The 19,920-nt window shown below is 63.2% G+C and carries 33 protein-coding genes; all 33 read right to left on the bottom strand.

Going from position 1 to position 19,920, the window contains the following annotated elements:
* Window positions 1-48: 48 nt before the first annotated feature.
* The 33 genes from infA to aroB all read right to left on the bottom strand — a co-directional run bounded on the left by infA (window position 49) and on the right by aroB (window position 19,917).
* Window positions 49-267, bottom strand: coding sequence for a translation initiation factor IF-1 (gene infA / locus INF37_RS12430; protein ID WP_087259922.1), 219 nt, complete (start codon window positions 265-267; stop codon window positions 49-51).
* Window positions 268-271: 4 nt separating this feature from the next.
* Window positions 272-553 (bottom strand): KOW domain-containing RNA-binding protein, encoded by a 282-nt coding sequence (locus INF37_RS12425; protein ID WP_101691681.1) that lies wholly within the window; start codon window positions 551-553, stop codon window positions 272-274.
* A gap of 5 nt (window positions 554-558) precedes the next feature.
* A complete protein-coding gene (map, locus tag INF37_RS12420) occupies window positions 559-1,311 on the bottom strand; it encodes a type I methionyl aminopeptidase (protein ID WP_101692045.1) in 753 nt (250 codons plus the stop codon).
* Between the two features lie 11 nt (window positions 1,312-1,322).
* A complete protein-coding gene (locus INF37_RS12415; RefSeq protein ID WP_101691680.1) occupies window positions 1,323-1,955 on the bottom strand; it encodes an adenylate kinase in 633 nt (210 codons plus the stop codon).
* A gap of 16 nt (window positions 1,956-1,971) precedes the next feature.
* On the bottom strand, window positions 1,972-3,315 hold the full coding sequence (gene secY, locus INF37_RS12410) for a preprotein translocase subunit SecY (protein ID WP_101691679.1): 1,344 nt from the start codon (window positions 3,313-3,315) through the stop codon (window positions 1,972-1,974).
* Window positions 3,316-3,756, bottom strand: coding sequence for a 50S ribosomal protein L15 (rplO, locus tag INF37_RS12405; protein WP_101691678.1), 441 nt, complete (start codon window positions 3,754-3,756; stop codon window positions 3,316-3,318). It abuts the gene before it with no gap.
* A gap of 13 nt (window positions 3,757-3,769) precedes the next feature.
* A complete protein-coding gene (gene rpmD / locus INF37_RS12400) occupies window positions 3,770-3,952 on the bottom strand; it encodes a 50S ribosomal protein L30 (RefSeq protein WP_101691677.1) in 183 nt (60 codons plus the stop codon).
* Window positions 3,953-3,967: 15 nt separating this feature from the next.
* The gene (rpsE, locus tag INF37_RS12395) at window positions 3,968-4,468 is read right to left on the bottom strand and encodes a 30S ribosomal protein S5 (RefSeq protein ID WP_101691676.1); all 501 of its coding nucleotides are present in this window, start codon (window positions 4,466-4,468) and stop codon (window positions 3,968-3,970) included.
* A gap of 18 nt (window positions 4,469-4,486) precedes the next feature.
* The gene (gene rplR / locus INF37_RS12390) at window positions 4,487-4,846 is read right to left on the bottom strand and encodes a 50S ribosomal protein L18 (RefSeq protein WP_186963505.1); all 360 of its coding nucleotides are present in this window, start codon (window positions 4,844-4,846) and stop codon (window positions 4,487-4,489) included.
* Between the two features lie 14 nt (window positions 4,847-4,860).
* The gene (gene rplF, locus INF37_RS12385; RefSeq protein WP_101691674.1) at window positions 4,861-5,406 is read right to left on the bottom strand and encodes a 50S ribosomal protein L6; all 546 of its coding nucleotides are present in this window, start codon (window positions 5,404-5,406) and stop codon (window positions 4,861-4,863) included.
* Between the two features lie 17 nt (window positions 5,407-5,423).
* Window positions 5,424-5,822, bottom strand: a complete 399-nt coding sequence (gene rpsH, locus INF37_RS12380) for a 30S ribosomal protein S8 (RefSeq protein WP_087259939.1) — start codon at window positions 5,820-5,822, stop codon at window positions 5,424-5,426.
* 431 nt (window positions 5,823-6,253) lie between these two features.
* Window positions 6,254-6,439: a type Z 30S ribosomal protein S14 gene (locus INF37_RS12375; RefSeq protein ID WP_006573415.1), complete on the bottom strand. Its 186-nt coding sequence runs from the start codon at window positions 6,437-6,439 to the stop codon at window positions 6,254-6,256.
* Window positions 6,440-6,453: 14 nt separating this feature from the next.
* On the bottom strand, window positions 6,454-6,993 hold the full coding sequence (gene rplE / locus INF37_RS12370) for a 50S ribosomal protein L5 (RefSeq protein WP_180956766.1): 540 nt from the start codon (window positions 6,991-6,993) through the stop codon (window positions 6,454-6,456).
* A 26-nt stretch (window positions 6,994-7,019) separates the two neighbouring features.
* Entirely contained in the window at window positions 7,020-7,334 is a 315-nt protein-coding gene (gene rplX / locus INF37_RS12365) for a 50S ribosomal protein L24 (protein ID WP_101691672.1), read from the bottom strand.
* Window positions 7,335-7,350: 16 nt separating this feature from the next.
* Window positions 7,351-7,719, bottom strand: coding sequence for a 50S ribosomal protein L14 (rplN, locus tag INF37_RS12360; RefSeq protein WP_101691671.1), 369 nt, complete (start codon window positions 7,717-7,719; stop codon window positions 7,351-7,353).
* A 12-nt stretch (window positions 7,720-7,731) separates the two neighbouring features.
* On the bottom strand, window positions 7,732-7,992 hold the full coding sequence (gene rpsQ, locus INF37_RS12355) for a 30S ribosomal protein S17 (protein WP_101691670.1): 261 nt from the start codon (window positions 7,990-7,992) through the stop codon (window positions 7,732-7,734).
* A 23-nt stretch (window positions 7,993-8,015) separates the two neighbouring features.
* Complete coding sequence (gene rpmC / locus INF37_RS12350; protein WP_180956764.1) at window positions 8,016-8,213, bottom strand: 50S ribosomal protein L29; 198 nt, start codon at window positions 8,211-8,213, stop codon at window positions 8,016-8,018.
* 2 nt (window positions 8,214-8,215) lie between these two features.
* Window positions 8,216-8,650, bottom strand: coding sequence for a 50S ribosomal protein L16 (gene rplP, locus INF37_RS12345; RefSeq protein ID WP_101691668.1), 435 nt, complete (start codon window positions 8,648-8,650; stop codon window positions 8,216-8,218).
* Window positions 8,650-9,489 (bottom strand): 30S ribosomal protein S3, encoded by an 840-nt coding sequence (rpsC, locus tag INF37_RS12340; RefSeq protein ID WP_101691667.1) that lies wholly within the window; start codon window positions 9,487-9,489, stop codon window positions 8,650-8,652. The genes rplP and rpsC overlap by 1 nt, the downstream gene beginning before the upstream one ends.
* A gap of 15 nt (window positions 9,490-9,504) precedes the next feature.
* Window positions 9,505-9,837 (bottom strand): 50S ribosomal protein L22, encoded by a 333-nt coding sequence (gene rplV / locus INF37_RS12335; RefSeq protein WP_101691666.1) that lies wholly within the window; start codon window positions 9,835-9,837, stop codon window positions 9,505-9,507.
* A gap of 12 nt (window positions 9,838-9,849) precedes the next feature.
* Window positions 9,850-10,122 (bottom strand): 30S ribosomal protein S19, encoded by a 273-nt coding sequence (gene rpsS / locus INF37_RS12330; protein WP_101691665.1) that lies wholly within the window; start codon window positions 10,120-10,122, stop codon window positions 9,850-9,852.
* Between the two features lie 14 nt (window positions 10,123-10,136).
* Window positions 10,137-10,970 carry a 50S ribosomal protein L2 gene (gene rplB / locus INF37_RS12325; RefSeq protein WP_101691664.1) on the bottom strand — a complete coding sequence of 278 codons (834 nt, stop codon included), beginning with the start codon at window positions 10,968-10,970 and terminating at the stop codon, window positions 10,137-10,139.
* Window positions 10,971-10,984: 14 nt separating this feature from the next.
* Complete coding sequence (gene rplW / locus INF37_RS12320) at window positions 10,985-11,284, bottom strand: 50S ribosomal protein L23 (RefSeq protein WP_101691663.1); 300 nt, start codon at window positions 11,282-11,284, stop codon at window positions 10,985-10,987.
* The gene (gene rplD, locus INF37_RS12315) at window positions 11,284-11,907 is read right to left on the bottom strand and encodes a 50S ribosomal protein L4 (protein ID WP_101691662.1); all 624 of its coding nucleotides are present in this window, start codon (window positions 11,905-11,907) and stop codon (window positions 11,284-11,286) included. Before rplD ends, rplW begins: the two co-directional genes overlap by 1 nt.
* A 17-nt stretch (window positions 11,908-11,924) precedes the next feature.
* A complete protein-coding gene (gene rplC / locus INF37_RS12310) occupies window positions 11,925-12,650 on the bottom strand; it encodes a 50S ribosomal protein L3 (RefSeq protein WP_101691661.1) in 726 nt (241 codons plus the stop codon).
* A 145-nt stretch (window positions 12,651-12,795) separates the two neighbouring features.
* Window positions 12,796-13,110: a 30S ribosomal protein S10 gene (gene rpsJ / locus INF37_RS12305; RefSeq protein WP_006573401.1), complete on the bottom strand. Its 315-nt coding sequence runs from the start codon at window positions 13,108-13,110 to the stop codon at window positions 12,796-12,798.
* Window positions 13,111-13,536: 426 nt separating this feature from the next.
* Window positions 13,537-14,406, bottom strand: coding sequence for a shikimate dehydrogenase (gene aroE, locus INF37_RS12300; RefSeq protein WP_193538601.1), 870 nt, complete (start codon window positions 14,404-14,406; stop codon window positions 13,537-13,539).
* 61 nt (window positions 14,407-14,467) lie between these two features.
* Complete coding sequence (aroQ, locus tag INF37_RS12295; RefSeq protein ID WP_101691659.1) at window positions 14,468-14,920, bottom strand: type II 3-dehydroquinate dehydratase; 453 nt, start codon at window positions 14,918-14,920, stop codon at window positions 14,468-14,470.
* Window positions 14,917-15,411 (bottom strand): shikimate kinase, encoded by a 495-nt coding sequence (locus INF37_RS12290; RefSeq protein WP_193538599.1) that lies wholly within the window; start codon window positions 15,409-15,411, stop codon window positions 14,917-14,919. The genes aroQ and INF37_RS12290 overlap by 4 nt, the downstream gene beginning before the upstream one ends.
* Window positions 15,408-16,574: a bifunctional chorismate mutase/prephenate dehydratase gene (locus INF37_RS12285; protein ID WP_193538597.1), complete on the bottom strand. Its 1,167-nt coding sequence runs from the start codon at window positions 16,572-16,574 to the stop codon at window positions 15,408-15,410. The genes INF37_RS12290 and INF37_RS12285 overlap by 4 nt, the downstream gene beginning before the upstream one ends.
* A gap of 18 nt (window positions 16,575-16,592) precedes the next feature.
* A complete protein-coding gene (locus INF37_RS12280) occupies window positions 16,593-17,573 on the bottom strand; it encodes a chorismate synthase (protein WP_193538595.1) in 981 nt (326 codons plus the stop codon).
* Window positions 17,570-18,856 carry a 3-phosphoshikimate 1-carboxyvinyltransferase gene (gene aroA, locus INF37_RS12275; protein ID WP_193538593.1) on the bottom strand — a complete coding sequence of 429 codons (1,287 nt, stop codon included), beginning with the start codon at window positions 18,854-18,856 and terminating at the stop codon, window positions 17,570-17,572. Before aroA ends, INF37_RS12280 begins: the two co-directional genes overlap by 4 nt.
* Window positions 18,853-19,917 carry a 3-dehydroquinate synthase gene (aroB, locus tag INF37_RS12270; protein ID WP_193538591.1) on the bottom strand — a complete coding sequence of 355 codons (1,065 nt, stop codon included), beginning with the start codon at window positions 19,915-19,917 and terminating at the stop codon, window positions 18,853-18,855. The genes aroA and aroB overlap by 4 nt, the downstream gene beginning before the upstream one ends.
* Window positions 19,918-19,920 lie beyond the last annotated feature (3 nt).

Genomic DNA, 19,920 nt, shown 5'->3' with positions numbered 1-19,920 from the left:
GCGCGGTGCGCTGTGCGGCTGCTACGCACGCCTTCGCGCTTCGTTGTTTTACTTGCTTCGCCAGGTGATTCTTCCCCGGGTCACGTCGTAGGGAGACATCTGGACCGTCACCTTGTCGCCGGGCAGGATGCGGATGAAGTTCATCCGCAGCTTACCGGAGATGTGGGCCAGAATGATGTGGCCGTTTCCGATGTCCACGCGGAACGTGGTGTTGGGAAGGGACTCAACCACGACGCCCTCCACTTCGATCATATCGTCTTTTGCCAAAGCGTCATACCCTCCTTGATACAGCTCGGAAAGCGGCCAGCGCCCTCCGGAGTGCTCTGTCGGAAACCGTCTCGCCCAGGTGCACGCGCTGGATGGTGGGATTGAGGAAGGCTCCCCGGTTCTCCACCGAAACATGGCCCAGCTTCTTGCGCTTGGGTTTTGCGATTTTCCGTCTTTTACCGTCGGCCAGAAGGAGGAAGGAATCCTCCATTCCGACCACACAAAAGAGCTCGCCCTTGTCGTGACCAGCGGTGGACCGCACGATCCAGCCGGTATAATCGTACATAAGGCTCACTCTCCAGGACAGGTGAGCACTTCCGGCTCCCCGTCAGTGATGAGAATGGTGTTCTCATAATGGGCGGCCAGGGAGCCGTCAACGGTGACGGTGGTCCACTTGTCCTTCAGGACCTTGACGCGCCAGTCTCCGGCGCAGACCATAGGTTCGACCGCAAGGGTCATGCCCGGCTGGAGCCGGGGGCCATGGCCGGCGGGACCGAAGTTGGGGACCTCCGGGGCCTCGTGGAGCTTCATGCCCACGCCGTGGCCCACAAAGTCCCGCACCACCGAGCAGCCGTTCGCTTCCACGAACTGCTGTACGGCGTGGGAAATGTCATAGACGCGGTTGCCGGCCTTGGCCATCTTGAAGCCCTCCCAGAAGCTCTGTTCGGTCACTTCAATGAGGCGCTTTGCCTCTTCGGAGATCTCTCCGCAGGCAAAGGTAGCCGCACAGTCGCCGTGGAAGCCGTCGATGCAGGCTCCCACGTCCACGCTGACGATGTCGCCCTCCTGGAGCTTCCGGTGATCCGGAATGCCGTGGATGACGACGTCGTTCACCGAGATACAGGCCGAACCGGGAAACCCGCCGTAGCCCAGAAAAGAGGGCTTGGCGCCCTGGCTCTCGATGAACTTGCGCACCGCGGTGTCGATCTCCAGCGTGGTGACGCCGGGCCGCACCAGGGTGCCGGCCAATGCGCGGGCCTGGGCGGTAATCCGCCCGGCCCTGCGCATCCGCTCGATCTCACGGGGGGACTTGAGGGAAATCATTTCCATCCGAGTCACTTCCCCAACAGTTTCATAATGGCCTCGTTGGTGGCCTCGATGCCGCCCAGATCGGGAACGTTCTGGAGCAGGCCCTTGGCCTGATAGTAATCCTTCAGAGGCTCGGTCTCCTGATGATAGACCTCCAGACGGTGCTTGACCGTCTCAGGCTGATCGTCCTTCCGCTGCTCCAGCGCGCCGCCGCACTTGTCGCACACGCCCTCGGTCTTGGGGGGCGCGGCCACAATGTGGTAGGTGGCGCCGCAGCCGTGGCAGGTCCGGCGGCCGGTCATACGGGCCTCGATGACGCTGTCGGCGATCTCCAGAGAGAGCACCACGTCAAAGTGGATACCGGCCTTGTCCAGGGCCTCGGCCTGGGCGATGGTGCGGGGCACGCCGTCCAAGATGTAGCCATTGGCGCAGTCGGCCTCAGCCAGCCGCTCCTGGATGATGCCAATGATGACCTCATCGGGAACCAGCTTGCCGGCCTCCATATACTCCTTGGCCTTCAGACCCACGGGCGTGCCGTTCTTCACGGCAGCGCGCAGGATGTTGCCGGTGGAGATGGTGGGAATGCCCAGCTTCTGGCTGATGATCTCAGCCTGGGTGCCTTTACCGGCGCCCGGGGCGCCCAACAGAATCAGCTTCATATCCGATACACCTCGATTATTCCAGGAAGCCCTTGTAATGCCGCATGAGCATCTGGGCCTCCATGGCCTTGGTGGTCTCCAGCGCGACGCCCACGACGATGATGACGGAGGTGCCGCCGATGGCCAGAGAGCTGTTGTTCACCAGCGCACCAGTCACGATGGGGGCGATGGCGATCACAGACAGGTAGATGGCGCCGAAGAAGGTGATCTTCCCCAGTACCTTCTGAATGAAATCAGCGGTGGGCTTGCCGGGCCGGAAGCCGGGCACGAAGCCGCCGTTCTTCTTCAGGTTGTTGGCCACTTCCACGGGGTTGAACTGCATGGTGGAGTAGAAGTAGCTGAAGCCGAGGATCAGCAGGAAATACACCACGATGTAGAACACGCTCGTGGTATCAAAGATCTGCAGGAAGGTATACCAGCCGGTGCCGGGGGTGCGGGAAGAGGGGACGAAGGCCCCGATGGTGGCAGGCAGGCTGGCGATGGCCTGGGCGAAGATGATGGGCATAACGCCGGTCATGTTCACCTTCAGGGGCAGATGGCTGGACTGGCCGCCGTACATCTTCCGGCCCACCACGCGCTTGGCGTACTGCACCGGGATGCGGCGCTCGGCATTCTGGATGAACACGATGAAGACCACCATGGCCAGCATACCGATCAGGATCGCCACGATGCCCACGGGATGGAGCCGGAAAGCTCCCTCGGTGGTGACACCGTTGGCCCAGTTCTGCACACCCACGATCATATAACGGACCATGGAGGGGCCGCGGGACAGGATGCCCGCAAACAGGATGATCGAGATACCGTTGCCGATGCCAAACTCGGTGATCTGCTCACCCAGCCACATGATGAAGGCGGAACCGGCGGTGAAGGACACGATGATCACGATGGCGGCCCACCAGCCGGGAACACCGGTGGTGTCCAGCACGCTCACGCCGCTGGAAGCGCCGGCCGTCTTGATCAGGGTGTAGTAGCCGAAGCCCTGCAGCACCGCGATGGCCACGGTGACATACCGGGTGATGGCGGCGATCTTCTTGCGGCCCTCCTCGCCGCCCTCCTTCTGGAGACGCTCCAGAGCGGGGATGGCGACGGTCAGCAGCTGCACAATAATGGAGCTGTTGATATAGGGCTGCACACCCAGGGCGAACACAGTCGCCTGGGAGAAGGCGGTGCCATTCATCGCGCCCAGCAGACCGAAGATGGTGCCGCTCATGGCGTTCATCTGATTGGCGAATACCTCTCCGTTCACGAAGGGAACGGGGACGGCAGAGCCCAGGCGGAAGACCAGCAGCGCGAAGATCACAAAGAGGAGCTTCTTACGCAGATCCGGGATCTTCCAGGCATTGCGTACGGTTTCGATCACTTAGATCACCTCGTACTTTCCGCCCGCCGCGACGATCTTCTCCTTCGCGGAAGCGGAGAACGCGGAGGCACGGACGGTGAGCTTCTTGGTCAGAGTCCCGTTGCCCAGGATCTTGACGCCGTGCTCACACTTGGAGAGGATACCCTTCTCCAGCAGGTCGCAGACATTGACGGTAGCGCCGTCCTCAAACTTGTTGAGAGCGGAGACGTTGATGGCCTCCAGGCGCTCGGCAAAGATGTTGTTGAAGCCGCGCTTGGGCAGACGGCGGGTCAGAGGCATCTGGCCGCCTTCGAAGCCGACGCGGACGCCGCCGCCAGAGCGAGCCCACTGGCCCTTCTGACCACGGCCGGCGGTGGTGCCGTTACCGGAACCCTTGCCGCGGCCCTTGCGGAAAGCCTTCTTCACAGAGCCGGGCGCGGGAGAAAGTTCATGCAGTTTCATATCGCGCACCTCCTTACTTTTCCTCGGTGACCTGGAGCAGGTAACCGATCTGAGCGATCTTGCCGCGGGTAGCGACATTGTCGGGCTGTACGGTGGTGTCGCCGATCTTACGCAGACCCAGAGCCTCGGCAGTCGCCTTATGCTTGGCGATGCGGCCGTTCAGGCTCTTGACCAGCTTGATGTTCATGTTAGCCATTGTGATCGGCCCTCCTTAACCTACGATCTCGCTGACGCTCTTGCCGCGGACGCGGGCCACTTCCTCGGGGCTGCGAAGAGCCTTCAGGCCCTCGAAGGTAGCGGAAACCACGTTCTGCGGGTTGTTGGAGCGCAGGCACTTGGCGCGGATGTCGTGGATGCCGGCGGCCTCCATGACAGCGCGGACGGGACCGCCGGCGATGATACCGGTACCGGGGGCAGCGGGCTTCAGGAGCACGCGGCCGGCGCCGAACTCGCCGATGACCTCGTGGGGAATGGTGGTGCCGGACAGGCTCACCGTGCACATGTTCTTCTTGGCATCCTCAATGCCCTTGCGGATCGCCTCGGGCACCTCAGCGGCCTTGCCCAGGCCGAAGCCCACGCGGCCCTTCTCGTCGCCCACGACCATGAGAGCGGCGAACTTGAAGATGCGACCGCCCTTGACGGTCTTGGAAACGCGGTTCAGAGAAACGAGCTTCTCGGTGAACTCGCTGGGTTCTCTTTCAAATCTAGCCATGTTCGTTATCTCCTCCCCTTAAAATTCGAGGCCGCCCTCGCGGGCACCCTCGGCCAGAGCAGCCACCCGGCCGTGATACACGTAGCCGCCGCGGTCGAAGACCACAGTGCTGATGCCGGCGGCCTTGGCGCGCTCAGCAACAGTCAGGCCGACCTTCTTGGCAGCCTCACAGTTGGAGCCCTTGCCCTCAAAGCCCTTCTCCAGGGAAGAAGCGGAGACCAGGGTCTTGCCGTTGACATCGTCGATGATCTGGGCATAGATGTTGGTCTCGCTGCGGAACACGTTCAGACGGGGACGCTCGGGCGTGCCGGAAATCTTAGAGCGGACACGCTTATGGCGCTTAAGCCGCTGCGCCTTGGTATTGGGACGATTGATCATAGTGGCACACCTCCTTATTTCTTCTTGACGCCGGTCTTGCCTTCCTTGCGGCGGATGACCTCGTCAGTGTATTTGATACCCTTGCCCTTGTAAGGCTCGGGGGGTCTTTTCTCTCTGACTTCAGCGGCGAACTGACCGACCTGCTCCTTGCTGGCGCCGGAGACGACGATCTTGTTGGCGCTGGGGGTCTCGATGGTGATTCCCTCGGGAGCCTCCATAAAGACCTGATGGGAGAAGCCCAGGTTCATGACCAGCTTCTTGCCTTCCATGGCAACACGGTAGCCCACGCCGTTGACGTCCAGCTCCTTCTTGAAGCCCTCGGTCACGCCGACGACCATGTTGTGGATCAGGGTGCGGGTCAGGCCATGCAGGCTGCGGTTCTCCTTGGCATCGTTGGGACGGGTCACGAGGATCTCGTTACCCTCCTGGGCGATGTTCATATTGGGGTGGAACGCACGGGTCAGGGTGCCCTTGGGGCCCTTAACGGTCACGACGTTCCCATCGATCTTCACGTCCACACCGGCGGGGATGGAGATCGGCTTTCTTCCGATACGAGACATATTCTACTCTCCCTCCCTTACCACACGAACGCAAGGACCTCGCCGCCGACGTGGGCCGCACGCGCAGCCTTATCGGTCATGACGCCCTTGGAAGTGGACACGATAGCGATACCCAGACCACGGATGACGCGGGGCAGCTCATCAGCGCCAGCGTACACGCGCAGGCCGGGCTTGGACACGCGGCGCAGACCGGAGATGACCTTCTCCTTACCAGCGCCGTACTTCAGGGTGATGCGGATAACGCCCTGAGTGCCGTCGTCGATCAGCTGGAAGTTCTTGATGTAGCCTTCATCCAGCAGGATCTGAGCGATGGACTTCTTCATGTTGGACGCGGGTACGTCCACGGTGTCATGCTTTGCGTTGTTCGCGTTGCGGATGCGGGTCAGCATATCCGCAATGGGGTCGGTAATATGCATGAGTTTACCCTCCTTTTTAGAGTTACAGATCCGTGAGAAGATCTGTTAAGGCGGCAAGGTATCGGAGTTCGCAAGGCTCCGACCTTTTAACCGTCTGCTAGGGGATATTATATAGTGAAAAGCCCGCTGTGAAAAGGAAAAATTGTCCCAAATCCGCACTTTTGGAGAAATGCCCTAGGCACTGTCCCAGAACGGGGGTCTCTTATTCAAATTTCACAGCGTCGCTTGCACTATCCAGCCAGTTTATCACTTAAACGGAGAATTTTACGTCGAAAACCGCTCCGTAAGGAAGGGGCGGCGGCCCCAGAAGACCGGCGGGGAGCAGCGCTCGACCCACGGGGGTGGACTCCGGGCGAACCTCCCGTCACGCAACGCAAGCGCCAGACGTGTTCTCACACGTCGGGCGCGGCGTTAGCGTTACGATCGGTTGTTTACCAGGAGGCCTTCTTCACGCCGGGGATCTGACCCTTGTAGGCCAGCTCGCGGAAGCAGATACGGCAGATGCCGTAGTCACGCAGGTAGGCGTGGGGGCGGCCGCAGATCTTGCAGCGGTTGTAGCGGCGGGTGGAGAACTTGGGCTCCGCCTGCTGCTTCAGGATCATAGACTTCTTAGCCATTAACGTTCTCCTCCTTAGCGGGCGAAGGGCGCGCCGATCAGGGTCAGCAGCTCCTTGGCCTCTTCATCAGTCTGAGCGGTGGTGCAGAACACGATGTCCATGCCGCGGATCTTGTCGATCTTGTCGTACTCGATCTCGGGGAAGATCAGCTGCTCCTTGATGCCCAGGGCAAAGTTGCCGCGGCCATCGAAAGCGTTGCCGTTGATGCCGCGGAAGTCACGCACGCGGGGCAGGGCCACGTTGAACAGGCGGTCCACGAACTCCCACATACGGTCGCCGCGCAGGGTGACCTTGGCGCCGATGGGCATACCCTCGCGCAGCTTGAAGTTAGCGACGGACTTCTTGGCCTTGGTCACGATGGCCTTCTGGCCGGTGATCTTGGTCAGATCGCCCACCACGGCCTCGAGGACCTTGGCGTTGTCGCGGGCCTCACCGCAGCCGCAGTTGACCACGATCTTGTCCAGCTTGGGGATCTGCATGACGGACTTGTAGCCGAACTTCTGCATGAGAGCAGGAGCGACTTCTTCCTGGTACTTCTTCTTCAGGTTGGGCATGTTAGCCATAGTTGACTCCTCCTCTCTTAGATCTCGGCGCCGCACTTCTTGCAGATGCGGACCTTCTTGTCACCCTCGACCTTGTGGCCGATGCGGGTGGGCTTGTTGCACTTGGGGCAGACCTTCTGCACCTTGCAGGCGTAGATGGGGGCCTCGCGCTTGACGATGCCGCCCTGCTCGCCCTGCTTGCGGGGCTTGGTGTGACGGGTGGCGACGTTGACGCCCTCCACGATGACCTTGCTCTCCTTGGGCAGGACGGAGAGGATCTTGCCCTGCTTGCCCTTGTCCTTGCCGGACAGGACGACGACCAGGTCGTCTTTCTTGATGCTCATCTTGTTCATGTTATCTCCTACCCCCTTACAGCACTTCGGGAGCCAGGGACAGGATCTTCATGTAATCCTTGTCGCGCAGCTCGCGGGCCACGGGCCCAAAGATACGGGTACCCTTGGGGTTCTTGTCCTCCTTGATGAGGACGGCGGCGTTGTCGTCAAAACGGACATAGCTGCCGTCGCTGCGGCGGACACCCTTGACGGAACGGACGATGACGGCCTTGACGACCTCGCCCTTCTTCACGGTGCCGCCGGGCTGGGCCTTGCGCACGGAAGCAACAACGACGTCGCCGATGTTGCCGTACTTGCGCTTGGAACCGCCCAGCACGCGGATGGTCTTGATCTCCTTGGCGCCGGTGTTGTCGGCGACCTTCAGATAGCTTTCCTGCTGAATCATTCCGGCACCTCCTTACTTCGCCTTCTCGATGATCTCAACGACGCGCCAACGCTTGTCCTTGGACAGGGGGCGGGTCTCCATAACGCGGACGCGGTCGCCCACGCCGCAGGAATTCTGCTCGTCATGGGCCTTGAGCTTGTAGGTCCGCTTTACGATCTTCTTGTAGAGAGGATGGGCCACACGGTCGGCGATGGCCACCACAACGGTCTTGTCCATCTTGTCAGAGACCACCAGGCCGACTCTGGTCTTACGGGAAGAAGTTCTGTTTTCCATGATCTATTTCCTCCTTCTTACTGTTATCGGCCAGCGAGCTGCAGCTCGCGCAGGATGGTCTTGACTCGGGCAATATCCTTCTTGACCTCGGCGATCTTGGCGGGATTCTCGAGCTGATTGGTGGCATGCTGAAGACGGAGCTGGAACAGGTCCTTCTTCAGGTCGCCCAGCTTGGAGTTGAGCTCCTCGGCGTTCATCTTGCGGACTTCATTTGCCTTCATCATTATTCACCACCATTCTCGGTCTCGGCGGTCTCCTTCTTCACAATCTTGCACTTGACGGGCAGCTTGTGAGAAGCAAGACGCAGGGCCTCGCGGGCGACTTCCTCGGAAACGCCGGCGATCTCGAACATCACGCGGCCGGGCTTGACCACGGCCACCCAGTACTCGGGAGAGCCCTTACCGGAACCCATGCGGGTCTCGGCAGGCTTCTCGGTAATGGGCTTGTCGGGGAAGATCTTGATCCAGACCTTACCGCCACGCTTGGTGTGACGGGTCATGGCCACACGGGCGGCCTCGATCTGGTTGCTGGTGATCCAGCAGGGCTCGGTGGCCTGGAGGCCCCAATCACCGTAAGTGACGGTGTTGCCCTTGAGGGCCTTGCCCTTCATGCGTCCGCGATGCACGCGGCGGTATTTCACTCTCTTAGGCAGCAGCATTAGTTGGAGCCTCCTTCCTTAGCAGTGTTGGCGGGACGAGCGCCGCCCTGACGGAAACCGCCCTGGGGACGGCCGCCGTTGTTGCGGTTGAAACCGCCCTGGCGGTTGAAGCCGCCCTTGCGGTCGCCGTCGCGACGATCGCGGCGGGGACGGTCAGAGCGCTCCTTGAAATTCTTGGTGTCCAGGGTGCGGGGGGTGGTCCGCAGGCTCTGGGTGAGCACCTCGCCCTTGTAGATCCACACCTTCACGCCGATGCGGCCGTAGGTGGTGGCAGCCTCAGCGAAGCCGTAGTCGATGTCGGCGCGCAGGGTCTGCAGGGGGATGGTGCCATCGTGATAGTGTTCGGTGCGGGCGATCTCAGCGCCGCCCAGACGGCCGGAGCAGCAGGTCTTGATGCCGCGGGCGCCCATGCGCATCGCGCGGCCCATGGCGTTCTTCATCGCACGGCGGAAGCCGATGCGCTTCTCCAGCTGCTGAGCGATGTTCTCGGCCACCAGCTGAGCGTTCATGTCGGGGTTCTTGACCTCGACGATGTTCAGGGCAACGGACTTGCCGATCATCTTCTCGAGGGTCAGGCGCAGGCGCTCGATGTCGGCGCCGCCCTTACCGATGACCACGCCGGGGCGGGCGCAGTGCAGGTAGATGCGGACCTTGGCGTTGTCGCGCTCGATCTCGATCTTGGGGATACCAGCGCCGTACAGGGTCTTCTTCAGGTAATCGCGGATCTTCTTGTCCTCGACCAGCAGGTCGCCGACCTTCTCGTTGCGGGCGTACCAGCGGGAGTCCCAATCCTTAATGACACCCACGCGCAGGCCGTGGGGATTGACTTTCTGTCCCATTTTGTTCCTCCTCCCTTAGCGCTCGCTCACCGCGATGGTGATGTGAGAAGTGCGCTTGTTGATCCGGTACGCACGGCCCTGAGCACGGGGCATGATCCGCTTGATGATGGGACCGGGGGCGGCGTAGGTGGTGGACACGTAGAGCTTCTCAGGGTCCATCTGGTGATTGTTCTCAGCGTTGGCCGCGGCGCTCTTGAGCACCTTGAGCATCAGCTCGGAGGCGGCCTTGGGGGTGGCCATCAGGATGGCGGTGGCCTCAGCCACACTCTTGCCGCGGATCAGATCGCAGACGATCTGGACCTTGCGGGGAGAGATGCGGGCATACTTCAAAACAGCTTTCGCTTCCATGTTCTCTCCTCCTTACTTACCGGTCTTGCTGCCAGCGTGGCCCTTGAAGGTACGGGTGGGGGCGAACTCGCCCAGCTTGTGACCCACCATGTCCTCGGTCACGTAGACGGGCACATGCTTGCGGCCGTCATGGACGGCGAAGGTGTGACCCACGAAGGCGGGGAAGATGGTGGAGGCGCGGCTCCAGGTCTTGAGGACCTTCTTCTCGCCGGTCTGGTTCATTTCATCGACCCGCTTCAGCAGCTCGGGGGCGCAAAAGGGGCCTTTCTTGATACTTCTGCTCATCTTTTACTGCCTCCTTACTTCGCGTTGCGGTGCTTGACGATGAACTTCTCCGTGCGGTTCTTCAGCTTGCGGGTCTTGTAACCCAGAGCAGGCTTGCCCCAAGGAGTGACAGGGCCGGGACGGCCGACGGGGCTCTTGCCCTCACCGCCGCCGTGGGGGTGGTCATTGGGGTTCATGACGGAACCGCGAACGGTGGGACGCCAGCCCATGTGACGCTTGCGGCCGGCCTTACCGATCTGGATGTTCTCGTGCTCGATGTTGCCGATCTGGCCGATGGTGGCCAGGCACTCGGGACGGATATAGCGCACCTCGCCGGAGGGCAGACGGACCTGAGCCATGCCGTTCTCCTTGGCCATCAGCTGAGCGAACTCACCAGCGGCGCGGACCAGCTGGCCGCCCTTGCCGGGATACAGCTCGATGTTGTGGATCAGGGTGCCCAGGGGGATGTTGGCGATGGGCAGGCAGTTGCCGGGCAGGATGTCGGCGTCGGGACCGGTCATGATGATGTGGCCAGCCTTCATGCCGACGGTAGCCAGGATATAGCGCTTCTCGCCGTCCTCATACTGGATGAGGGCGATGTTGGCGGAGCGGTTGGGATCGTACTCCAGGCGCAGCACGGTAGCGGAGCCCTGCTTGTCGCGCTTGAAGTCGATGATGCGGTACTTCTTCTTGTTGCCGCCGCCGCGATGACGGACGGTGATGCGGCCGTAGCTGTTGCGGCCGGCGTTCTTCTTCAGAACCTCGGTCAGGCTGCGCTCGGGCTTAGCCTTCTTGTCGATCCCCTCGAAGGCGGACACAGTCATGTGACGGCGGGAGGGGGTAGTGGGCTTGAACGTCTTAATAGCCATGTTTCATTACCTCCTTACACCATGCCCTCGAAGAACTCGATGGTCTTGGAGTCCTCGGTGAGGGTGACAATGGCCTTCTTATAGGAAGGACGGCGGCCAGCGGGGAAGCGGCCGGTGCGCTTGGCCTTACCATCCATGTTGATGGTGTTGACCTTGGCGACCTTCACGCCGAAGATCTCCTCCACAGCCTTGGCGATCTCGATCTTGTTGGCGTCCTTGGCCACCTCAAAGGTGTACTTCTTCATCTCGAACAGAGAAGCGGACTTCTCAGTGATGATGGGACGCTTGATGATATCATAAGCGACGGTAGCCATTACGCGAACACCTCCTCGATGACGGCCAGGGCGGCCTTGTCGACAATGAACTTGTCGGCGTTCACGATGTCGTAAACGCTCAGGATCTTAGCGGTGGTGGTGGTCACGCCGGGGATGTTCCGGGCGGACTTGACCACGTTCTCGTTGACCTCGTTGGTCACGACCACGGACTTCTTGCCCGCCTCAACGGCGTTCAGGAAGTTGACCATGGCCTTGGTCTTGATCTCGCCCAGCTCCAGGCCGTCGACCACGATGACGTTGCCCTCAGCGGCCTTGGCGGAGAGGACGGACTTCAGAGCCAGACGCTTAACCTTCTTGTTCAGCGCATAGCTGTAATCGCGGGGCTTGGGAGCGAAGACGATACCGCCGTGGGTCCACTGGGGAGCACGGGTAGAGCCCTGACGGGCGCGGCCGGTGCCCTTCTGACGCCAGGGCTTGATGCCGCCGCCGGAGACCTCGGCGCGGGTCAGAGCGGACTGGGTGCCCTGACGGCAGTTGGCCAGGTGGTTCTTGACGACCTCGTGGACAACGACCTCGTTGGGCTCGATTCCGAAGATGGCGTCGGAGAGCTCCACTTCGCCGACCTTCGTGCCGGTCATGTTAACAACAGTTGCCTTAGGCATTTGGTTTCTCTCCTTTCTTAGCGGTTACGCGCAGACGCCTTCTGGGGATTGACGCGGGCGGAAGCCTTCTGCGGGTTGTTGCTGATGCCAGCAGCAGCGCCCTTCTCCTTGACGTTGATGACGCTGTTACGCAGGTACACAACGCCGCCCTTGGGGCCGGGGATGGCGCCGCGGACCGCGATGATGCCCAGCTCGGAGTCGACCTTGATGACATCCAGGTTCATCACGGTGACCTGCTCGCAGCCCATGTGGCCGGCGCCGATCTTGCCCTTGAAGATACGGGAAGGATCGGTGGCGGGGCCCATGGAGCCGGCGTGACGGTGCACAGGGCCGGTACCGTGGGTTTCCTTCAGACGATGGGCGCCGTGGCGCTTGATCACGCCGGCGTAGCCCTTACCTTTGCTGATGCCGGTGACATCCACGCGGTCGCCCTCGGCGAACACGTCGACCTTCACCTCATCGCCCACGTTCATCTCAGCGGCCTTGTCGAGCTTGAACTCCTTCAGGACCTTCTTGGGGGCGACGCCAGCCTTCTTGATGTGACCCAGCTCGGGCTTGGTGAGCTTGCGCTCCGCCACGTCCTCGTAGCCGAGCTGAACAGCAGTGTAGCCGTCCTTCTCCTCGGTCTTCTTCTGCACGACGGTGCAGGGGCCCGCCTCGATGACGGTGACCGGGATGACCTTGCCTTCGGCGTCGAAGATCTGCGTCATGCCGACCTTCTTACCGATGATGGCCTTTTCCATGTTTTTTCCTCCTTATAAGGTTATTGGTTGGGCGAGTTGAGCATTGGACTCTCATTGCTCGGCCAACTTGACCCGTCCATCTCAAAAACGCGATGGACAGCGGGTTCAACACATTTGGTTGCCGGTTTGAGGTTTGCTGCTTTGCTTACAGCTTGATCTCGATCTCGACGCCGGCGGGGAGCTCTAGGGACATCAGAGCCTCAACGGTCTTGGGAGAGGGCTTCAGGATGTCGATGAGGCGCTTGTGGGTGCGGCGCTCGAACTGCTCACGGCTGTCCTTGTACTTGTGGACGGCGCGCAGGATGGTCACGACCTCTTTCTTGGTGGGCAGGGGGATGGGGCCGGACACGGAAGCGCCGGTGCGCTTGGCGGTCTCCACGATCTTCTCAGCGCTCTGGTCGATGAGCTGATGGTCGTAGGCCTTCAGGCGGATGCGGATCATTTCTTTCTGAGCTGCCATGGTGTTTTTCCTCCTTAAACATACGAAGTGACGTTCTGTATTCCGTGCACGCTTCGTACGGTGAGAATCTTCTGTACACGTTTCCGTGCGTATCATTCTGTGACACGAAGAAAACCGGCGCAACAGCAGCCGGTTTCGTCCCTGCACAGCGATATACGCCGTGTACGGAACCTTCTCAGCCGCCCGATTCGCTCGGACATACTCCGCGGAAGTTACCGGCTCACGCCGCAATCTCCCGCATCATCGCAGTGCGCCTTTTCACAGGCGCCCTATTATTGTACTGGATACTGTGCCGGAAGTCAAGAGGTTTTTTGATTTTTTTCGTCCGCTTTTCGCCGATTCCGGGGCGCATCCCGCCCCTTTCCTTTGTGCAGCTTCGCAAAAGGGACGGAACCGCCCTTCCATTCCGTCCCTGTTCCATCGGGATCACCTGCTCTGTGCCTTCAGCGCCTCCTCCACCAGGGGGAGCATGGCCGCCCCGTCGATGGAGGTACGGGTGAAGTGCTCCAGGGCGAAGACCGCCTGCCAGATGAGCATGCCCAGGCCGTTGAGGGCTGTGAAGCCCCGCATCCGCGCCTGCCGGAGAAGCTCGGTCTCGGCGGGGGCATAGATAAGGTCGCACACCGCCGCTCCGGCTGGCAGGGCGTCCAGGAAGGAGAAGTCGGCAAACTGTCCCGTCGTCCCCTCCATGCCCAGATTGGTGCAGTTGACCACCAGGGAGCACTGGGCGGCCAGCTCGGCCAGGGTCTCCGGGCGGAAATCCGCGGGGATCATCCGCTCCCCCCAGGGGGCGCACAGGGCCCGGGCCTTCTCCGCCGTGCGGTTGGCCACATAGACGGCCCGGGCCGCTCCCTCCTGGCAGAGCTTGGGGGCCACCGCCTTGGCGGCGCCTCCCGCCCCCAGCACCAGCACCCGCTGTCCGGCCGTGTTCACCCCCGCGTGGCGGAGGGAGGCCAGAAAGCCCTTGCCGTCGGTGTTGAAGCCATAGTACTTCCCATCCCGGATACACACGGTGTTCACGGCGCCGTACATCCGGGCGTCCTCGTCCAGCTCGTCCATGAGGGGAAGGAGCTCCTCCTTGTGGGGCATGGTGGCGTTGAAGCCCGCGTAGCCCGCGAAGGCGGCACATTTGAGCCACTCCCCTGCCCTGCCCCGGGGGACCGGCTGGCAGAGATAGATATAGTCCAGTCCCAGGGCACGCAGCATGGTGTTCTGGATCAGGGGGGACTTGGAATGGAGCACCGGGTCCCCGATGACACAGAGTTTTTGAGTCGTATTGTGCAGCGTGACTTCCATGGCTGCGTCTCCTTTCTTGAAAATGGCTTGGGCGCTCTTCTGCTCCAGCCACGCCAGACTTTTATTGAAAGCTCTCTTTGCCTACTTTCTCTCTCGAGAGAAAGTAGGACAGGGCGGCCTCGTAGCCATAGAGGCCCAGGCCGCAGATCTGGCCCACACAGGCGGGGGCGGTGACACTCTTGTGCCGGAACTCCTCCCGCTGGTGGATGTTGGAGATATGGACCTCCACACAGGGCACGCTCACCGCCTTGAGGGCGTCCAGGATGGCGATGGAGTAGTGGGTGAAGGCCCCCGGGTTCATCACGATGGCGTCATAGACCCCGTCGGCGGCCTGGATGGCGTCGATGATGGCCCCCTCGTGGTTGGACTGGAAGCACACGGCGGTGGAGCCGTGGGCGGCGGCAAATTCCTCCAGCCGCCGGCACAGGCTCTCATAGCTGTTCTCCCCATAGATGCCCGGCTCCCGCTTGCCCAGCAGGTTCAGGTTGGGTCCGTTGATGATGAGAAATTTCATGTGAGCACCTCCAGAATGCGCGCCGCCGTCTCCTCCGGGGTGGCCTGTACCTCCACCTGGTGGTGGGCGCAGGCCTGATAGACCGGCTCCCGCTGTGCGTAGCGCGCCAGAAAGGCCTCCCGCCCCTGCTGTCCCAGGGGCCGGCCGGCCATGGATACCTTGTCGTAGATCTCCTCGGGGGGACGGTGGAGGAAGATGATCGTTCCGCTCTCCCGGAGGGGACCGATGCAGTCCTCCCGCAGGGGGAGGCCGCCGCCGCAGGCGATGACCAGTCCCGTCCGGCGGGAGAGCTCCTCAGACACCTGCCGCTCACAGTCCCGGAAATACCCCTCCCCCCGCTGCGCGAAGAGTGCGGGGATGGAGCAGCCCTCCCGGGCCTCGATGAGGGAATCAGTGTCGGCCAGCTCCCACCCCAGGCGGCGGGCCAGAAGCCCCCCCACGGTGGACTTGCCGCAGCCCATCATGCCGATGAGAATGAGATTTCCCCTCATTCCGCTCCCCCCTCATAGGCCTGGAAATTGCCCAGTACCCGCATCTCGCCCGAGAGCTGGGAGAGCTCATGGAGCACCCCGTCCATGGCGGGGGAGAGCAGATCACCCGAGAACTCCAGGAAGAAGAGGTACTCCCAGCTCCGCCCCGGGATGGGCCGGGACTCGATCTTCAGGAGGTTGAGCCCCTGCACCGCGAAGAGGGTGAGGATCTCGTGGAGGGAGCCGCTCTGGTGGGGCAGGTGGAAGAGGGCGCTGATCTTGTTGCGCCCGGGGCGCATCTCCATGACCGGGGAGACCACCACGAAGCGGGTGTGGTTGAGGGAATTGTGGTTGGTGCCCTCCACCAGGATGTTCAGGCCGTAGAGCCGGGCCGCCCGGCGGGAGCAGATGGCGGCGGCGGTGCGCTCCCCGCTCTCGGCCACCTGTTTGGCCGATCCGGCGGTGTCCAGGGTGGGGACCCGCCGCCAGTCCCGGTGGGTGTCCAGGAAGCGCTCGCTCTGCATGAGGCCCTGCTCGTGGGAGTAGACCGTGCGGATGTCCTCCAGCCCCACGCCGGGCAGGGCCATGAGGCAGTGCTCCACCTTTACGTCATACTCTCCCACCACATAGTAGCGGTACTGGGCCAGCAGGTCGTAGACCTGCCGGATGGAGCCGGTGGAGCTGTTCTCAATGGGGAGGACGGCGTAGTCGGCCTCTCCCCGCTCCAGGGCGGCGAACACGTCGGAGAACCAGGGACAGCCCCGGCTCTCCACGCCCTCGCCGAAGAAGCCCACCGCGGCCTCCTCGCTGTAACAGCCCGGCTCCCCCTGGTAGACCACCCGGGGGGAGGCCACCGGCGTGCGGGCGTTGGCCAGGGCCTCGGCATAGGCCGCGTAGCCCGGGTCCTCGGTCCCCTCCCGCACCAGCTTGCGCTGCTGGCGGCGGGAGATGGCCATGATGGTCTCATAGAGCTCGGCCAGATCGGCCCGGCGCACCGGGTCGTCGGTGAGGGCGGTCTTGGCGGCGATGACCCGCCGCTCCCGGGCGGCGTCCAGTACGGGCACCCCGTTCTTCTGCTTCCACTCCCCCACCTTGCCGGTGACCTCCATCCGGCGGAGGAAGAGCTGTACCAGCTCCCCGTCGATGGCGTCGATCTCCTGGCGGTATTGTTCCAGATCGTTCATCCTCACGTGCTCCTCTCTCTAGTCCAGTCCCAGCACCTGGCAGGCGGCCAGGGCGGCGGCGGCCTCCACCACGGGCACGGCCCGCAGCACCACGCAGGGGTCGTGACGGCCCTCCACCACCAGCTCCCGCTCCTCCATGGCGCTCAGACTCACGGTCCGCTGGGGTTTGGAAATGGAGGGTGTGGGGCGGAAGACCACCTCAAACTCCACCGGCATCCCGTTGGTGATGCCGCCGTTGACGCCGCCGGTGTGGTTGGTGGCGGTGCGCACCGCGCCCCCCTCCAGACAGAAGGGGTCGTTGGCCTCGCTCCCCTGCATGGCGGCAAAGCCGAATCCGGCCCCGAAGGCGATCCCCTTCACCGCGGGGATGGCAAAGAGGTACTGGGAAAAGATCCCCTCCACATTGCACCCGAAGTCAGGGGCGCCCCGTCCGGCGGGCATGCCCTCCACAGTGCAGCGGACACAGCCCCCCACCGAGTCGCCCTCACGCTTGGCCTCCAGGATACGTGCCCGGGCCTGCTCGGGCGTGGGCTCGGATATGCCGCCGATGTTGGAGACCCGGGCGGTCACCGTGACTCCCCGCTCCCCCAGGGCCAGCTTGGCCACCGCCCCGGCAAAGACCAGGGGCGCGGTGAGCCGTCCGGAGAAATGTCCCCCGCCCCGGTAGTCGTTGTATCCCCCGTAGCGGAGCTGTCCGGTGTAGTCGGCGTGCCCCGGCCGGGGCATGTCCCGGAGCTTGCTGTAATCCCGGCTCCGGGTGTCGGTGTTGCGGATGACGGCGCACAGCGGAGTGCCGGTGGTCCGGCCCTCAAAGACGCCGGAGAGGATCTCCACCTCGTCGGCCTCCCGCCGGGGGGTGGAGGTGTCGTCCTGCCCGGGCGCACGGCGTTTGAGCTCGGCGCGGATGAAGTCCCAGTCCAGGGCCAGCCCGGCGGGCACCCCCTCCAGGGTCACGCCGATGGCCGGGCCGTGGGACTCGCCGAAGATGGTGTATCTCATACCGCTTCCTCCTCCCGGCGGATGGCTCCGCCCAGCCGCGCATACTCCTCCCAGAAGTTGGGGTAGGACTTCTTCACGCACTCCGCTCCGGTGATGGTCACGGGGGCCTCGCACCGGATGGCGGCGATGGCGGCCATCATGGCGATGCGGTGGTCATTGTGGCCCGACACGGTGACCCCTCCGGCCAGGGACGCCCGGCCGTGGATGATGAGAGAATCAGGGTACTCCTCCACCTGGGCGCCCAGGGCATTGAGTACATCGGTCACCGTGGCCAGGCGGTCGCTCTCCTTGATGCGCAGGCGGGCGGCATTCACCAGATGGGTGTCGCACCCGGGGGTGAGGGCGGCCAGGGCGGCCACCGGGGGCACCAGGTCGGGGCACTGGCTCATGTCCAGCTCCACCGTCCGGCGGCCCTCCCGGGCGGCGGGCGTCTCCCCCGCCTCCCGGACCAGCTCCTCCCCGCACAGGGCGGCATAGTGGGCGGCGATACGCATATCCCCCTGACAGGAGAGGGGATTGAGCCCCTGGATGTCCAGCTCGCACCCCATCCCGGCGGCGGCAAACCAGAAGGCGGCGTTGGACCAGTCCCCCTCGATGGTCAGGTCCTGATGGCGGTAGATCTGGTTCCCCTTGACCCGGAAGGTCCGCGCCCCGTCATATTCTACCTCCACGCCGAACCGCTCCAGGGCGTCCAGGGTCATGTCCACATAGCCCCGACTCTCCAGCTCGGTGGTGAGATGGATCTCACTGTCCCCGTCCAGGAGGGGGAGGGCGTAGAGCAGACCCGTGATGAACTGGGAGGACACGTCCCCCCGGATGGCGTAGATACCCGGGGTAAGGCGTCCCTCTACCGTGAGCACGCTCTCCTCCAAGCTCCAGGCGATCCCCTTCTCCCGGAAGAGCTCAAAATAGGGCTCCTGGGGCCGCTCCATGAGGCGGCCATGCCCGGTGAAGCTCCCCTTCCCCTTGAGGGCGAGAGCCACCGGGATGAGGAAGCGGAGGGTGGAGCCGCTCTCCCCGCAGTCCATGACGGTGGGGGCGGGGTCCTCGTGGCCGTCCACCAGGTCGGCGCCCCGGATGACGGTGCCGTCGGCCGAGGCGTCGGCGTCCAGGGTGCGCATGCACCGCAGGGTGGCCTGGATGTCCTCCGAGAGGGACACGTTGGACAGATGGCAGAACCCGTCGGACAGGGCGGCGGCGATGATGAGCCGGTGGGCCTGGGACTTGGACGGGGGCGGGGTGATGGCCCCCGCCAGCTTCTTGGGGGTAATGGTCACGTTCATTTCAGTTCCTCCAGCAGGGCGGCCTTGGTCATCCGGTGGGGGACCGCCTTCCCCATCTCCTCCAGCAGGAGGACCTGGATGTCTCCCCCGCTTCCCTTCTTGTCCAGCCCCACAGCGGCGGCATACTCCTCCGCCGTGCAGGGGATGGCGGTGGGCAGGGCGAAGGCCTTCAGCAGAGCGGCGATGCGCTCCCCCGTCCCGGCGGGGGTGATTCCCAGCTTCTCGCCCAGGGCGGCGGCCCGCACCATCCCGGCGGCCACCGCCTGACCGTGGGTCCAGCGGGTGTAGTTCCCCGCCAGCTCGTAGGCGTGGCCCAGAGTGTGCCCGAAGTTGAGGACCAGCCGGGCGCCCACGTCCCGCTCGTCCTCCACCACAACGCTGCGTTTTAAATCACAGCAGGTATACAGGACGTGTTCGATCTCTGCCATGATTTCCCCCCGGCTGGGCCGCTGGGCCAGGAAATCGAAGAAGACAGCGTCCTGAATGCAGCCGTACTTGATGACCTCCGCCATGCCGTCGGCGAACACGCCGTCGGGGAGGGTCTCCAGCACCTCCGGGTCCATGAGGACCAGCTTGGGCTGCCAGAAGGCCCCGGCCAGGTTCTTCCCGGCCCGCAGGTCCACCGCCACCTTGCCCCCCACGGAGGAGTCCACCTGGGCCAGCAGGGTGGTGGGGATCTGGATGAAGTCCACCCCCCGCAGGATGGTGGCGGCCGCAAAGCCCGCCAGATCGCCTACCACGCCGCCGCCCAGGGCCACAACCGCGTCGGTGCGGGTGAGGCCGAAGTCCATCATGTTCTCCCAGAGCTCGGTGAGCATGGCGGGGGACTTGCTGCTCTCCCCGGCGGGGATCTCCTGGCAGGCCGTCTCAAAGCCGGCCTCCTCCAGGCTCTTCACCACCCGTCCCAGGTGGAGGGGGGCCACATTGGAGTCGGTCACCACAAAGAGGCGGGTACACCGGGGGAGCACGCCGCGGCACAGCTCGCCCGCCCGGTCCAGGGCGCCCCGTTCGATGTGGATGTCATAGGCCCGTCCGGGCAGGTCTACCCTCAGTGTTTTCATGGC

The organism is Pseudoflavonifractor gallinarum (assembly GCF_014982855.1).
In the GTDB taxonomy this organism is placed as follows: domain Bacteria; phylum Bacillota; class Clostridia; order Oscillospirales; family Oscillospiraceae; genus Pseudoflavonifractor_A; species Pseudoflavonifractor_A gallinarum.
This window is presented reverse-complemented; position numbering and strand designations above follow the sequence as displayed.